Source organism: Embleya sp. NPDC025285, from assembly GCF_055558835.1.
The window spans coordinates 45097-58790 of the sequence record NZ_JBVHLU010000033.1; the positions used below are offsets into that span (position 1 = coordinate 45097).

The 13694-nt window shown below is 71.2% G+C and carries 14 protein-coding genes; 9 read left to right on the forward strand and 5 right to left on the reverse strand.

The features are described 5' to 3' along the window. The first annotated feature begins 24 nt into the window (after window positions 1-24). From metX to ACZ4FV_RS22955, 3 genes are all read left to right on the forward strand, one after another. Window positions 25-1224 carry a homoserine O-acetyltransferase MetX gene (metX, locus tag ACZ4FV_RS22945; RefSeq protein WP_402232879.1) on the forward strand — a complete coding sequence of 400 codons (1200 nt, stop codon included), beginning with the start codon at window positions 25-27 and terminating at the stop codon, window positions 1222-1224. A gap of 117 nt (window positions 1225-1341) precedes the next feature. Next, window positions 1342-1905 carry a rhodanese-like domain-containing protein gene (locus tag ACZ4FV_RS22950; RefSeq protein WP_395863988.1) on the forward strand — a complete coding sequence of 188 codons (564 nt, stop codon included), beginning with the start codon at window positions 1342-1344 and terminating at the stop codon, window positions 1903-1905. Window positions 1906-2196: 291 nt separating this feature from the next. Next, window positions 2197-3009: a polysaccharide deacetylase family protein gene (locus tag ACZ4FV_RS22955; protein ID WP_402232881.1), complete on the forward strand. Its 813-nt coding sequence runs from the start codon at window positions 2197-2199 to the stop codon at window positions 3007-3009. On the opposite strand, the gene ACZ4FV_RS22960 is transcribed toward ACZ4FV_RS22955, so the two are convergent. Continuing rightward, a complete protein-coding gene (locus tag ACZ4FV_RS22960) occupies window positions 2985-3539 on the reverse strand; it encodes a pyridoxamine 5'-phosphate oxidase family protein (RefSeq protein ID WP_402232883.1) in 555 nt (184 codons plus the stop codon). The genes ACZ4FV_RS22955 and ACZ4FV_RS22960 overlap by 25 nt on opposite strands. Window positions 3540-3668: 129 nt before the next feature. Between ACZ4FV_RS22960 and ACZ4FV_RS22965 the strand changes: the two genes are divergently transcribed. After that, window positions 3669-4253, forward strand: coding sequence for a TetR/AcrR family transcriptional regulator (locus ACZ4FV_RS22965; RefSeq protein WP_402232886.1), 585 nt, complete (start codon window positions 3669-3671; stop codon window positions 4251-4253). A gap of 116 nt (window positions 4254-4369) precedes the next feature. Here ACZ4FV_RS22965 and ACZ4FV_RS22970 read toward each other — a convergent pair whose 3' ends face one another. Continuing rightward, window positions 4370-5287, reverse strand: a complete 918-nt coding sequence (locus ACZ4FV_RS22970) for an acyl-CoA thioesterase domain-containing protein (protein ID WP_402232888.1) — start codon at window positions 5285-5287, stop codon at window positions 4370-4372. A gap of 321 nt (window positions 5288-5608) precedes the next feature. On the opposite strand from ACZ4FV_RS22970, the gene ACZ4FV_RS22975 reads away from it, so the two are divergent. Further along, complete coding sequence (locus ACZ4FV_RS22975) at window positions 5609-6331, forward strand: hypothetical protein (protein ID WP_465323175.1); 723 nt, start codon at window positions 5609-5611, stop codon at window positions 6329-6331. A gap of 45 nt (window positions 6332-6376) precedes the next feature. On the opposite strand, the gene ACZ4FV_RS22980 is transcribed toward ACZ4FV_RS22975, so the two are convergent. Both ACZ4FV_RS22980 and ACZ4FV_RS22985 read right to left on the reverse strand, forming a co-directional pair. Further along, window positions 6377-7246 carry an alpha/beta fold hydrolase gene (locus ACZ4FV_RS22980; RefSeq protein WP_402232892.1) on the reverse strand — a complete coding sequence of 290 codons (870 nt, stop codon included), beginning with the start codon at window positions 7244-7246 and terminating at the stop codon, window positions 6377-6379. A gap of 8 nt (window positions 7247-7254) precedes the next feature. Then, window positions 7255-7887 (reverse strand): TIGR03086 family metal-binding protein, encoded by a 633-nt coding sequence (locus ACZ4FV_RS22985; protein WP_402232895.1) that lies wholly within the window; start codon window positions 7885-7887, stop codon window positions 7255-7257. A 232-nt stretch (window positions 7888-8119) separates the two neighbouring features. Between ACZ4FV_RS22985 and ACZ4FV_RS22990 the strand changes: the two genes are divergently transcribed. From ACZ4FV_RS22990 to ACZ4FV_RS23005, 4 genes are all read left to right on the forward strand, one after another. After that, on the forward strand, window positions 8120-8770 hold the full coding sequence (locus tag ACZ4FV_RS22990; protein WP_402232897.1) for a TetR/AcrR family transcriptional regulator: 651 nt from the start codon (window positions 8120-8122) through the stop codon (window positions 8768-8770). Between the two features lie 283 nt (window positions 8771-9053). Continuing rightward, a complete protein-coding gene (locus ACZ4FV_RS22995; RefSeq protein WP_395863970.1) occupies window positions 9054-9635 on the forward strand; it encodes a TetR/AcrR family transcriptional regulator in 582 nt (193 codons plus the stop codon). Between the two features lie 196 nt (window positions 9636-9831). Next, the gene (locus ACZ4FV_RS23000; protein WP_395863968.1) at window positions 9832-11043 is read left to right on the forward strand and encodes a Cmx/CmrA family chloramphenicol efflux MFS transporter; all 1212 of its coding nucleotides are present in this window, start codon (window positions 9832-9834) and stop codon (window positions 11041-11043) included. 349 nt (window positions 11044-11392) lie between these two features. Beyond that, entirely contained in the window at window positions 11393-13021 is a 1629-nt protein-coding gene (locus ACZ4FV_RS23005) for an APC family permease (protein ID WP_402232902.1), read from the forward strand. 43 nt (window positions 13022-13064) lie between these two features. Here ACZ4FV_RS23005 and ACZ4FV_RS23010 read toward each other — a convergent pair whose 3' ends face one another. Further along, complete coding sequence (locus ACZ4FV_RS23010) at window positions 13065-13442, reverse strand: RNA-binding S4 domain-containing protein (RefSeq protein WP_402232905.1); 378 nt, start codon at window positions 13440-13442, stop codon at window positions 13065-13067. Window positions 13443-13694: the final 252 nt, after the last annotated feature.

A 13694-nucleotide genomic window follows, 5' to 3' on the forward strand; every position in this document is an offset into this window, starting at 1 on the left:
GGGAATTCGGACGGACCACGCACCATGACGCACGACACGCCCACCGTTCCCGTCCCGGCGGGGCCTCGTTCGCTGATCCTGCCCCGGCCGCTGTGGACCGAGTCCGGGGAACTGCTGCCCGAGGTCCGCGTCGGCTACGAGACGTGGGGTCGACTCGCTCCGGACCGCTCCAACGCGGTCCTGGTCCTGCACGCGCTGACCGGCGACAGCCATGTCGCCGGTCCGGCCGGGCCGGGCTTTCCCACCCCGGGCTGGTGGGACGGCCTGATCGGGCCGGGCCGCACCCTGGACACCGACCGGTACTTCGTGGTCGCCCCGAACGCGCTCGGCGGTTGCCGGGGCACCACCGGTCCCGCCTCGCCCGGTCCCGGCGGTCGGGTGTGGGGAAGTCGCTTCCCCCGGTTGACCGTTCGCGATCAGGTGGCGGCCGAGGTGGCCGCCGCCGACCTGCTCGGGATCCGGCGCTGGGCGGCGGTGGTGGGCGGGTCGATGGGCGGCATGCGGGCCGTCGAGTGGGCGGTGACACATCCGGACCGGGTCGGCGCGCTGTTCCTGATCGCCACCACGGCGGCGGCGAGCGCGGAGCAGATCGCGTGGTGCTCGACCCAGCTCCACGCGATCCGGGCCGATCCGGACTGGGCCGGCGGCGACTATCACGACCGGCCGGCCGAGTCCGGGCCCTGGCGCGGGCTCGGCCTGGCCCGGCGGATCGCACACGTCACCTATCGCAGCGAGGCCGAATTGGCGGTCCGCTTCGGCCGCACCCGGCAGCCGGACGAGGGCCCGCACGGGCGGTTCGCGGTCGAGTCCTATCTCGACCACCACGCCGCCAAGCTGACCGCGCGCTTCGACGCGGGCAGCTACGTGGTCCTGACCGAGGCGATGAACAGTCACGACGTGGGCCGGGGTCGGGGCGGCGTGGCCGCGGCCCTGGCACGGGTCACCGCGCCGACCGTGGTCGCGGCCGTGGACAGCGACCGGCTCTATCCGCCGAGCCAGCAGCGGACCCTGGCCGAGGGCATACCGGGCGCGGGTCCGCTGCGGGTGGTCGAGTCGCCGCACGGCCACGACGGCTTCCTGATCGAACTCGACCAGGTGGCACCCCTGCTCGCCGAATTGTTGGAGCGGACCGGCGACGCGAATCCCGCCGAGGACGTGGATCGCGTCACAAACCCGGCCCCGCCTCGGAACACGGTGCTCGGTCCCACCGTTAGGCGGAGGTAGTGACAACCGGTAGGTAGCCCTCCACATCGCCCGCCCGGTGCCCGGCCCTGGGGATCCACCGCACCTGGTGCGCCCCTCGCGGACCGGCGCCGGGCCCCGTCGAAAGGCCCATTCACCATGACCGCCCTGGCTCCCGCGCAGGTCCGCGCCCGGCTGACCGAGTTCACCGTGCTGGACGTGCGCACCCCCGGCGAGTACGCGACCGGCCACATCCCCGGCGCGCACAACGTCCCGCTCGACCGGCTGCGCGAGGCGGTGCCGGTGCTCCAGCGGGCCGGGCACCCCGAGCTGCTGATCGTCTGCGCGTCCGGGGCTCGCTCCGAGCGGGCCCGCGCCGAGCTGACCGCCGCCGGGATCGAGGCCGCGCACCTGACCGGCGGCACCTCGGCCTGGGTCTCCGAGGGCCACGCCCTGGACGGCCCGAGCGGCGCGCGCAACGTGTGGCCGATGGAACGCCAGGTCCGCCTGGCCGCCGGCGCGCTGGTCGTGCTGGGCCTGGCGGCCGGTCGCCGTACGCCCAAGGCCCGCCTGCTGGCCGGCGCGATCGGCTCCGGCCTGGTTTTCTCCGCCGTCACCAACACGTGCGGCATGGCCGCGGTCCTGGGCAAGCTCCCGCACAACCGCCCCGCGCCCGAGACCCCGGACCTGGCCACGACGCTGACGGCCCTCGACCGGGTCTGAGCGAAGCGAGGATCGAGCAAAGCCGCGCCTGCGCGCAGGCGGGCTTCGCCGATGCCGGCCTACTGAGGTGCCGGCCAAGGCGAGCGCCCGCGCGGTCGCTCGGTGCGGGCGGTCGGCTCGGCGCGCTCGCGTGATTCGCGTTGCGTCGGCGGGTTCACAGGGTTCGTGTCTGCGATGGGTCGACAACGATCAAAGTCGGCGCAAAGTGGGCTCCGGGGCGGAACCCGTCCGTTGGGTGTGGGCGTGTTCGCAAGTGTGTTCCCGCTTCCGAACAGCCCTTGGAGTCAACCGGTGTCGAGCCCTTCCGCCCGTCGTGCCCTGCGCAGCCTGACCGTTCTCGCCGTGGCCGGCGCACTCGCGGTGGGTACCGCCGCGTGTTCGTCGGACTCGGGGGACGAAACGGCGAAACCCGGTGGCCGCGAGGGTGCCGCGGAGGCCGGGCAGACCCCGTCCGACGCGCCGACGGCGGCCGATCCGAACACGTCGGTGCCGCCGCCACTGGTGCCGGACGCGCTGGTGCGCAAGTCGGCGAACGGTGGGCGTACCGTCGCGTTGACCTTCGACGACGGGCCGAGTCCACAATGGACGCCGCAGGTGCTCGCGTTGTTGAAGGAGTATCGGGCCAAGGCGACGTTCTGCATGCTCGGCCCGAACGCGAAGGCCAATCCCAAGCTGGTCAAGCAGGTCGTCGCGGACGGCAACCGGCTGTGCGACCACTCGGTCACCCACGACGAGGGCATCGCCAAGCGCCCGCTGTCCCGGATCAAGTACGAGATCACCACCGCGCACGACCAGATAGTCGCGGCGGGCGGTCCGGGCACCAGGGTGGACTGGTTCCGCGCGCCCGGCGGCGACTGGTCCCCGCAGGTGCGCGCGATGGCCGCCGGTTATGGCATGCGCTCGCTGGACTGGTCCGACGACACCCGCGACTGGCAGCGGCCGGGCGCGGACAAGATCCTGGCCACCGCCGAGAGGGAACTGGGACCCGGTGGGATCATCCTGATGCACGACGCCGGCGGCGACCGCGCGCAAACCCTGGCCGCGCTCGAGCAGTTGCTGCCCTGGCTGGTGCAACAGGGCTACACGTTCGACTTCCCGGCCTGACCCTCGGCCCGCGGCACGGGCGAGAGCACCGAGATCGCCGGGACCAGGCCGTACGGATCCGGATGCACACCGGCGGAGAAGTCGAGCAGTTCCACCCGGTGCGGTACCAGGCGGACGAGCGCGAAATCGTCCCCGGTGGGCCCGGCCGGAAAGAACGGCCGCAGGGTCTCATCCCACAGTTTGACCAACTCCGGCCCGTCGCAAAGGAGTTCCGCGCGGGCGTAGAGCGTCGCATAGGCCACTGTCGCGCGATCTTCGACCGAGTAGGACACCTCCGGTCGGGCGATCAGGTCGAGCGCCTTGCGGGAGCGCGGGCTCGTACTGATCCAGATCGTCGCGTCGTCCTCGACCGCGAGATGTTGCACCAGGCGCACGCGCGGCGCACCGGCGTCGTCGGTGGTGGCCAGGAAGCCCAGCGGGTACGAGCGCAGGATGCGCAGCGCCGCGTCGCGCAGGTTCGGATCGGGCTGGGTCGAATCGGGCTGGGTCGGGTCGGGCTGGGTCGGGGTGTCGACCGGGGAGGTCGGCATGATCCACCGCCAATCATTCGCCGTATCGGTGGCCGTCTCGGTCGCGTTCCGATGGCCGTATTGGTTGAACCATACTAGAATACGGATTCCAGAAAACTTCAAGGTACGAACAGGTCAGGACGGGTGCTCGTGGGCCGCAAACCGAGATTCGGCGACGACGACTTCCTCGATGCCGTGCTGCGGGTCACCGCGCGTACCGGCGCCGGCGCCGTGACCGTCGCGGCGGTGGCCGCCGAGGCGGGCGCGCCGGTCGGATCGGTCTATCACCGCTTCGCGTCGCGCGACCTGCTGCTCGCCCGGCTGTGGTTGCGTACGGTGCAACGCTTCCAGCAACCGTTCCTGGCCGCACTGGCCGACCCCGATCCGGCCCGGGGCGCCACCCGCGCGATCCGGGCGGTGTTCGCGTGGGTGCGCGAAAGCCCGGACGAGGCGGCGGTGCTCCTGCTGCATCGCCGCGAAGACCTGATCGCGCGGTGGCCCGAGGAACTGGGTCCGGAAGCGACCATGCTCAACGACGCCGTGGCGAACGCCCTGCGGGCCTACACCCGGGCACGTTTCGGCCGGGTCTCCCCGGCCGCCCTGGAGCGGGTCACCTTCGCGCTGGTGGACATCCCGTACGCGGCGGTGCGTCGGCACCTGGCGGCAGGCCGCACGCCGCCGGCGTCGATCGAGGCCGCCACCCTGCTCGCAGCGCGCGCGGCGATGGGTGAGTGATCGCGCCGCGCCCGAACGGTCACTCGAGGGGCACCCGGGTCGGCCGCGACACGGCTCGCGTCCGCGGTGACCGGCGCCCGTGCCGGATGCCCGCGACCTGCGCCCGCGCTCGGCGTTCAGCCCTTGGGCGGATAGACCCGACACTGGCTGGTCGCCGTCGCGCGTACCGTGCCGCCTGGGTCGGCCAGTGTCGCGGACGTGTTCGCCACCAGCCCGTCCAACTCCGCCCGCGCCCGGAACAGCGTCGGCCCGCCCGCGCCCGCCTCCGCGTGCCACGTCACGTCCAGGTCCAGCGAGGTCATCACCGTCCCCCGCGCGGCCCCGCGATACGCCGCGTCCATCAGGTGCGCGTCGAACAACATCACATCGACCAGACGCTCCGCGATCGCGGCCGAGACCGTGTCCTCGCCCTTGCCCTCGCCCTCGTCCCGGTCACCACCACCGCCGTCGCGCGGCGCGGGCCATTGCGGGACCGCCCACAGCGCGATCGAGTCGCCGTCGTCGCCGCGGAAGTCCCCGTCGAACTCCTCCGCCGACAACGGGTAGTCCACCGCCCGCTCGTCGAACCCGCCCAGGAACGGCACGATCTTCGCCAGCCACGGCAGCCGAGGGCAGTCCTCCGGCCCGGGCACCCCCGCCACCGCGCGCCGACCGGCGCCCTCGGCAGGAAGCAGCCCGGGAGCGGCGAACCAGGTCAACGCCGCGACCACCGGTTCCCCGCCTTGACGCACCATCACCTGCACCGAGGTCGCGGTCCGTCCACGTACCAACGGCAGGACCTCCAGCTCCAGTTCGCCCGCGACCGCAGTTTTCGTGAACACCGCCCGCAGGCTGCGCAGTTGCTTGCCCGGGGCGTACCGCGTCGCGCCCAGCGCGGCGATCGCGGCCGTGTACCCGCCGAACCCGCGACCGTCGATACAGAAGAATTCCGGCAGCTCGGCCACCGGCCCGACGCCGCCGCGCCCGCCGTCCCGGACTCGCAACTCCCCCAGTGGCGTGTCCACCGCGCAATCCCCGACCTCGCCAATGTCCATCGTCGGATGTTGACACGCGACCCCGCGCCATGCCAGAGCCGCCCCCACCCGGCAGCCACCCGCCGCAGTGCCCGTTCACCGAAGCGGTGCATCGATGAAAGCATCAGCGCGCGGTCGTCGTCCCCGCGCGGCCCAGCATCGCCGCCCACACCGACGTACCGGCACCGGAACCGGCACCCGTCTCGGCCGGGCCCGAACGATCCGGGCGGCCCGACCGGGCCGGGCGAGTTCGCCGGTCACCTTGCGGCCGACACGCCTGATGGCCCGCCGGTCCGCAAGGAGCGCATGATGATGGATGAATCTGGTGAAATGCGTCGATTCATGTTATTCGCCGGAATTCTTCACCTGCGCCTCCTGATCGGGCTCTCCGTGCTCTGCTCCGTCGTGCTCGGCGGATCGGCGGCGGCGCCTCGGGCCGAAGCCGCGGTGCCGACGGTCTCCGAGGGCGTCTCGGGAGCCGTGTCCGAGGTCGCGTCCGAGCCGGGTGGGGACATCACCCGCTCCGAGGTACTGGAGCGCGCCGAGGACTGGTACGACCGCGATGTCCAGTACGACCAAGCCGCCGAGGCCCCGGACCCGGAAGGTGCCCACGACTACCGCACGGACTGTTCCGGGATGGTCGCGATGGCGTGGCACCTCCCGAACACCGACGTCAACACCGATTCGCTCGACCGGCGTTCGGTCACCGTCCGGGTCGATCCGAACGACCTGCTCCCCGGTGACGCCCTCGACGACACCCACGACGGCCACGTGGTGATCTTCACCGGATGGGTGAGCCGCAGCGCGCGTACGTTCACCTACATCCAGTTGGCCAACGCGCACACCGACATGGCCAAGGGCACCGGCAGCTTCGACGGTCCGCTGCTCGCGGGCCTGCCGACGGCGAACTACTTCGGGCTCCGGTACAACCGGATCGTCGACGACCCGACGTCGGGTGTCGTACCGCCGGTGCGCGTCCTGGATCGGTATCCGTGGAAGGCGCCGTGGAATTCGACTCGGCGCGTCGACCCGACCTCGGGCCGGCGAGCGGGATCCGGCGGGTGACGCGGCGGTCGGCGCCCGCCCACCCGCCGGCGCCGACCGCCTTCGCTACGCCGCGCACTCCTCGGCGGGCTCCCGCCGGGGCGCCGCGTCGAGGAAGCGCAGTACCTCGGCGACCACGGTCGGATCGCCGAGCACTCGGCTGTGGCCCAGGCCCCGGGTGACGAACAACCGAGCCTGGTCGGGGTAGGCCGCCGCCAGCCGATGCCCCTGGTCGGCCAGGGCCATGTGGTCGTCCTCGTCGTGCACGACCAGGATCGGGACCCGTACCGACTCGGGACCGTACGACGCGGAGAAGCGCTGCCAGATGTCCGATTCCGGAGCCAACAGCCGGGCGTCCGCCCGCGCCCGCAGTTCGGCCTTGACCCGTGCGGCGAGGCCCAGTTCGGAGCTGAACCGGTCCAGCAGGTACTCCATGTCGCACACCGCGCCGACGGCCACCACGCGCTCGGCTCGCACCCCCGAGCGCAGGGCCTGGAACGCGCCCAGCACGCCGAGGGAATGGGCGAGCACGGCACGGAAGTCGCCGTACCGATCCTGGAGTCGCCGAGCGATCTCGGCGTATTCGAGGACATTGGTGCAGGTTCCGCCCGAATCCCCGTGCCCGGGCGCGTCGAAGGTGATCGGGGTCAATTCGCGGGCCCGCAACTCCTCGACGAACGCCGCGAATCGCGAACCGCGCGACTGCCAGCCGTGCAGCATCAATACCGGCTCGGCGCCGTCTCCCCACCGGTAGGTGACCACCCGCTTGCCGCCGACGTCCAGCGTCTCGGTGGTCGCGAACATGTGCGCCGAGCGCTCGGCGGGTCGCACCCGACCACGCATGACCGGGCGATGGAAGAAGCGGTACGCGAGCGCGCCGGCCGCCTGCGGGGACACCGCGCCCGTGGCCCGGAGCGCGACTCGCACGGATGTCATGACGGCGCTCATCCGGCCCGCCGATCCGGCGTCCGACCGAGCAGCGCTACGAGACGCTCACCCGGCGTCGCGTCCGCCGGGGCCTCGACCGCGCCGCCGAACGCGCCGCCGGGCTTGCCCAGCTTCCAGCGCTCGGCGAAGTCCAGTGCGATCAGGGCGAGTTCGGGATCGATGGTGTCGGGCGCGCCGATCGTGCGGGCGACGTCCCAGGCGTGCACGAGATTGTCGACGAAGTGCATGGCGATCGCGACCGAGCCAGGGAACGACCCGAACTCCCGGATCAGCAAACTGCGTTCCGACACCTCGTCACCGGCCAGCGCCGCCACGACGTCGACCGCCGTGGTGGCGAAGTCGACCCATGGGTCCCCCCCGAGCGCGTCGTCACGCCAGGCGTCCGGTTCGGTACTGCCGCCGGCCGCGGCGATGAAGCCTCGATTCTCCGCGACCATGTGGCCGATCAGATCGCGGAGATCCCACCCGGCACACGGCGTGGGCAGGTCCATCTGCCCGCTCCGGACCGGTCGGAGCGTGTCCAGCGCGAACACGATCGCGCGGCGATGCAACGCCCGCACGTCGAGAGCGTCGATCTCGGACCCGACAACGGCGAGCGTGCCGCCGCCGGGTGCCTTGGTATCCGTCATGAATGTGCCCCTTGAGTCGCTCGATGGGTCGATGGGTCGATGGCACGTGTGGCCGGTCGCGGGAACGGCCGGGAACGGCCGGCGAGCCGGTCGCTCCGCAGCAGTCTGGCAAAACTGCACGACCGGTCGTACTATTTATCGAACACCAAGAGACTGTCAAGACGGACCGGGAGATAATCGACGCCGATCGGCCGACCGGCCGACGTGCCGGCCGGCGGAGCTAGGAGTGGTCGTGAGCGCGTCTCCGACGGATGGGCGGGTCCGCAAGGGCGACCGGACCCGACAGGCGATCGTCCGGCGTGCCGCCGACATCGCGTCCGTGGAGGGACTCGAAGGTCTCTCCATCGGTCGGCTCGCGGGCGACCTGGAGATCAGCAAGAGCGGGGTGTTCGCGCACTTCGGATCGAAGGAGGAACTCCAGCTCGCGGCGATCGGCGCGGCCACCGACATCTACATCGAGCACGTCGTGACACCCGCACGGACCGAGCCGGCCGGCCTGCTCCGGCTCTGGCGGCTGACCGAGGGCTGGATCGCCTACTCCCGCGACCGGGTCTTCCCCGGCGGCTGCTTCTTCTTCAACACCTCGGCCGAGTTCGACGCACGACCGGGCCGGGTCCGCGATGCGCTCGCGCGATCGTGGCGAGGATGGCGCGAACTCCTGATCACCGAGGCCGAAGCCGCGAAGACCACCGGCGAGGCCCCAGCCGACCTCGACACGGCCCAACTCGTCTTCGAACTGATCGCGTTCCTGGAAACCGCAAACGGCATCAGCATGCTCCACGACGACAAAAGCGCCTACGCCCGCGCCACAACCGCCATCCGCACCCGCCTCCTCGCCACCGCCACCACCCCAACCACCCTCGCCCCCCACCTCCACCCATAGGCCGCCACCACCACACGCCGGGGTACACGCGAAACGCGGGACGCGACGACGGATTGGGGCGCGGCGCACGATGGGCACGACGCGCGGGGCCGGGGGAAGGCGCCACACGCGCGGTGCGGCGGGGCGGAAGCGGGGCGGTTGGCGAGGCACGGTCCGGCGCGACGCGGTGCGGTGCGACGCGGTGCGGTGCGACGCGGTGCGGTGCGGTGCGACGCATGAGCACGAGGCGCGCACGGGACGGGAGTATTGGACTGGTGGTTACAGAATCTGTTAGCGTTCTTGCATGGCTCGACCACGGCAGTTCGATGAGGAACAGGCGGTGCAGGCGGCGCTCGAGGCGTTTTGGGCGACCGGCTACGAGGCGACGTCGACGCAGGATCTCTGTGACGCGACCGGGTTGGGCCGCAGCAGCATCTACAACACGTTCAGCAGCAAGCACGATCTGTTCCTGCGGGCGCTGCGTCGCTACATCGAGCACATGACGACCATTCAGGTCGCGAACCTGGAGAGCGATCGGCCCGTCCACGACAAGATCCGCGAACTGTTGGCCGCGATCGTGATCGACGAGGACGAGGAGACCGGCGACCGCCGGGGCTGCCTGGTCGTGAACACCGCGATCGAACTCGCGGGCCGCGACCCGGAGGTGGCCTCGCTGCTCAAGCGCGACTACGAGCGCCGGCATGCCGCGATCAAGGCGGCCATCGACGTCGGCCGGCTCGACGGCGACGTGGATCCGGCCAAGGACACCGACGCCCTCGCGCACACCGTGATCGGTACGGTCTCGGCCATCCGCCTGGCCTCACGCAGCGGCGTGAACCGCGCCGGCCTGGATGCGATCGCGAACACGACACTCGGCCTGCTGTAGGACATCGCCACCACACAAAGGACACGACCGGCCCGACGACTCGACGGCCGACGCCGCGCACCCTCGCTCCCGCACGCCCGCGCCATCGCCATCGCTGCGGATCAAGCGGGATCACGCATGCCCAGATTTTGAACCGTTCATTACAAAACGAGATCCGCCACCCTCCCCCCGCACACCCACCGACTCGGGAGTCCCCATGCCCCTAGCCGTCTACATCCTCGGCCTAGGCATATTCGCGCAAGGCACCTCGGAGTTCATGCTCTCCGGGCTGCTCGAAACGATGGCCGACGACCTCGGCGTGTCCATCCCCGACGCCGGCCTGCTGATCTCGGCCTTCGCCGTCGGCATGGTCGTCGGCGCGCCGTTGCTCGCGGTCGCCACGCTGCAATGGCCGCGCCGTACCGCGCTGATCGCGTTCCAGGTCGTCTTCATCCTCGGCCACGTGGTCGGCGCGCTCGCGCCCGGCTACTGGCTCGTGCTGGCCACCCGCTTCGTGAGCGCCGTCGCGTACGCCGGCTTCTGGGCCGTCGCCGCCGTCACCGCACTCGGCCTGGTCGCGTCGAACGCGAAGGCCAAGGCGATGGCCGTGGTCGCGGGCGGCCTGTCGCTGGCCACCGTCGTCGGCCTTCCGCTCGGCACCATGATCGGCAACTGGGCCGGCTGGCGCGCGGCGTTCTGGGCGGTCGCCGCCCTCACCGCGCTGAGCACCGTGGCGGTGTATGTGGTCCTGCCGCCCGGGCGCCCCACCCACGAGGCGCCGCGCTCGGTACGTACCGAACTGCGCTCGATGCGCCGGCCACAGCTATGGGTCGCCTACGCGACCACCGCATTCAGCTTCGGCGCCGTCGTCGCCGTCTTCAGCTACCTGGGCACGATGCTGACCAACACCACCGGCATCGGCGAGGCGTGGGTGCCGCTCGTGCTGTCCTGGTACGGCGTGGGCGCGGTGGTCGGCATCACCATGGGCGGCCGAGTGGCCGACGAGCACCCGTTCGGCACGCTGTACGCGAGCATCGGCACCATCGTGGCCGTGTCGATCCTGCTCGCGCTCACCGCCGAGAACGTCCCGATCACCCTCGCCCTGGTCTTCCTCCTCGGACTCGCCGGCTTCGCGGCCAACCCGGCTGTCAACGCCCGGGTGTTCGCCATCGCGGCCGACGCACCCACGCTGGCCGGCGCGGCCAACACGGCGTCGTTCAACGTCGGGATCACCATCGGCCCGCTCCTGGGCGGTCGGGTGATCGCGGCGGGCTTCGACTACGCCGCCGTCGCCTGGGTCGGCGCGGGTCTGGGCCTGGCCGGACTGGCCGCCGCCCGGATCGACTCGCGCATGCGTACCCGAGCCGGCGCGACCGAGCCCGAGACGCCGACCGTCACGACACCGGAGCCGGCCGGGCTCACGGCGTAGCGGCACGCGGACTCGGACGCGGTGGGCGAACGCGACGTACACCACCCAAGGCGCGAGCGCGACATGGGAACAAGCACGACACCCAACCGCGACACCCAACGCACACCACGACGAACACCCGACAACCCGCTACCCGCCCGCCTCGAATCCGCGCCACGACGTGACCGTCCCGTCGCATCCCGCGACGGGCCGGTCCGATGCGCCTGACGTGGCATCAGATCCCTTGATTTCCCTGGGCTTCGGGGCTGCCGGTCGGGTTGTCGGCGGGTCTAATCTGATGGCCTGCTTCCGATGGTCCGTTTTCGGTCAAACGGGTGGATAGCACCCGTCTAGGACAGGACGGTTCGCCATGGTCACCAGCGACCCCGCAAGACCAGCCTCGTCCGAACCGCCGCTGCGTCGCGCAGCCGGCGAGAAGGGCCTCAAGACCGGCGCGCTGAGCCTCGCCTCCAGTGTCGTGATCGGACTCGCCTCCACCGCACCGGCCTACAGCATCGCCGCGACGCTCGGCATCATCGTGGCAGGCGTCGGTCTCCAGTCGCCGATCGTCATGGTCCTGGCCTTCATCCCGATGTTCCTGATCGCCTACGGCTACAAGGAACTCAACGAGGACACCCCCGACTGCGGCACCACGTTCACGTGGGGATCGCGTACGTTCGGCCCGATGACCGGCTGGATGGGCGGCTGGGCGATCATCGTCGCGGACGTCATCGTGATGGCCAACCTCGCGCAGATCGCGGGCGAGTACGGCTTCCGACTGATCGGCGCCCACGGCCTGGCCGAGGACACCTTCTGGACGACGTTCGCCGGTGTCGTGTGGATCGTCCTGATGACCTGGATCTGCTACGTCGGCATCGAGTTGTCCGCGAACCTCCAGAAGGTGTTGCTGACCATCGAGGTCGTGGTCCTGATCGCGCTCGGCCTGACCGCGCTGTGGAAGGTCTACCTCGGCAACGCGCCGGACGGCTCGGTGCACATCGGTTGGTCGTGGTTCAACCCGTTCGAGATCGACTCGATCGACGCGCTGACCAAGGGCGTGTTGGCCGCGGTGTTCATCTATTGGGGTTGGGACACGGCCGTCGCGATCAACGAGGAGACCGCCGACACCAAGCACACGCCCGGTCGGGCCGCGGTCATCTCGACCGTGCTGCTGCTCCTGATCTACGTACTGATCAGCACTTCGGCGCTGTCCTTCGCGGGCGCCGGCGACACCGGCGGCGGCCTGGCCAATCCGGACAACTCCGGGGACGTGCTGTCCGGGCTCGGATCGAGCGTGTTCGGCACCGAGGGGTTCGGCTGGTTCATGGCCAAGCTGCTCGTGTTCATGGTGCTGACCTCCTCGGCCGCGTCCACCCAGACCACGATCCTGCCGACCGCGCGCACCGCGCTGTCGATGGCCGCGCACCGGGCCATCCCGGAGAAGTTCGCCCGCGTGCACAGCAGGAACCTGGTGCCGACCTGGTCCACGGTCGGGATGGGTATCGCGTCGGTGGCCTTCTACGTGGCGATCACCCGGGTCAGTACCAACGTGCTGACCGACTCGATCGGCTCGATCGGGCTGGCCATCGCGTTCTACTACGGCATCACGGGGTTCGCGTGCGTGTGGTTCTACCGACGTGTACTCACCCGTAGCCGGCGCGATCTGATCACCAAGGGCATCATGCCGGGCCTGGGCGGCGCGTTGTTGGCGTACTTCTTCGTCGACGCGTGCCTCGTGTACGCCGACAAGGACTACGGCACGACCTACTGGACCCTGCCGTTCCCGCCGCACTGGCAACTGGGCGGGGTGTTCCTGACCGGGATCGGCGCGTTGCTCCTGGGTGCCGTGTTGATGCTCGGGTACCGGTTCGCGCATCCGCCGTTCTTCCGCGGCGAGACACTGCCGCGCGCGGTGGCCGAGCCGGGGCCGCCGCCCGCGCCGGTCGCGCCCGCGGGGTCGAGCGGATCCACCGGACCGAGCGGTCCGGCGGAGCGCTGACCCGGGTCGGTGGGCCCGCTCGGGGAGTCGGGCCCACCACCCGTCAATGCTCGCGGAACTGTTCCAACACCCGCCGGTCCCGCTTCGTCGGGCGGCCCGCGCCACGATCGCGTCGGGCGACCACGACCACCTCTTCGCGGGGCGGCGGCGGGGGGCTGTTGTCGATCAGACACTCGGCGGCCACGGGCGGCCCGACTCGCTTGCGGACGATGCGCTTGACCACCACGATCCGCTCGTGGCCGTCCTGCCGCACCCGCACCTCGTCGCCGATCCTGATCGACTGGGCGGGCTTCACCTTGTCGCCGTTGACCCGCACGTGCCCGGCCTTGCAGGCCGCGGCGGCGAGCGAGCGGGTCTTGGTCAGGCGCACGGACCAGATCCAACTGTCGACCCGTACGGTCCCCTCGTCTGTTGTTGCCATGACCCGACTCTAGAACGAGAACCTCCGTCGTGGCCCGCAGCGCCCTCGTTCCGGGCCGCCGCCCGCTTGGACCCGCCCGCCGCACCGCCCGTCCTCGTTCCGTCCCACCCGCGTTTCGAGCCGCCCGCCGCACCGCCCGTCCGCCCCCGGTCGCGCGATGTCGGCCGGCGCCGGCACCGTATGCGGCGACGTCGCGCGACGACGCGTCGTCGGGAGCGGTCGGATCCGTCGAGAAGATCGGCATGGGAGGCG

Excerpts from the sequence above, each read along its gene's own strand:
- ACZ4FV_RS22980 (WP_402232892.1), bottom strand. The coding sequence starts at position 7,246 with ATGACATCCGTGCGAGTCGCGCTCCGGGCCACGGGCGCGGTGTCCCCG.
- ACZ4FV_RS22985 (WP_402232895.1), bottom strand. The coding sequence starts at position 7,887 with ATGACGGATACCAAGGCACCCGGCGGCGGCACGCTCGCCGTTGTCGGG.
- metX (WP_402232879.1), top strand. The coding sequence starts at position 25 with ATGACGCACGACACGCCCACCGTTCCCGTCCCGGCGGGGCCTCGTTCG.
- ACZ4FV_RS23000 (WP_395863968.1), top strand. The coding sequence starts at position 9,832 with ATGCCCCTAGCCGTCTACATCCTCGGCCTAGGCATATTCGCGCAAGGC.
- ACZ4FV_RS22975 (WP_465323175.1), top strand. The coding sequence starts at position 5,609 with ATGTTATTCGCCGGAATTCTTCACCTGCGCCTCCTGATCGGGCTCTCC.
- ACZ4FV_RS23010 (WP_402232905.1), bottom strand. The coding sequence starts at position 13,442 with ATGGCAACAACAGACGAGGGGACCGTACGGGTCGACAGTTGGATCTGG.
- ACZ4FV_RS23005 (WP_402232902.1), top strand. The coding sequence starts at position 11,393 with ATGGTCACCAGCGACCCCGCAAGACCAGCCTCGTCCGAACCGCCGCTG.
- ACZ4FV_RS22950 (WP_395863988.1), top strand. The coding sequence starts at position 1,342 with ATGACCGCCCTGGCTCCCGCGCAGGTCCGCGCCCGGCTGACCGAGTTC.
- ACZ4FV_RS22960 (WP_402232883.1), bottom strand. The coding sequence starts at position 3,539 with ATGCCGACCTCCCCGGTCGACACCCCGACCCAGCCCGACCCGACCCAG.
- ACZ4FV_RS22995 (WP_395863970.1), top strand. The coding sequence starts at position 9,054 with ATGGCTCGACCACGGCAGTTCGATGAGGAACAGGCGGTGCAGGCGGCG.
- ACZ4FV_RS22970 (WP_402232888.1), bottom strand. The coding sequence starts at position 5,287 with ATGGACATTGGCGAGGTCGGGGATTGCGCGGTGGACACGCCACTGGGG.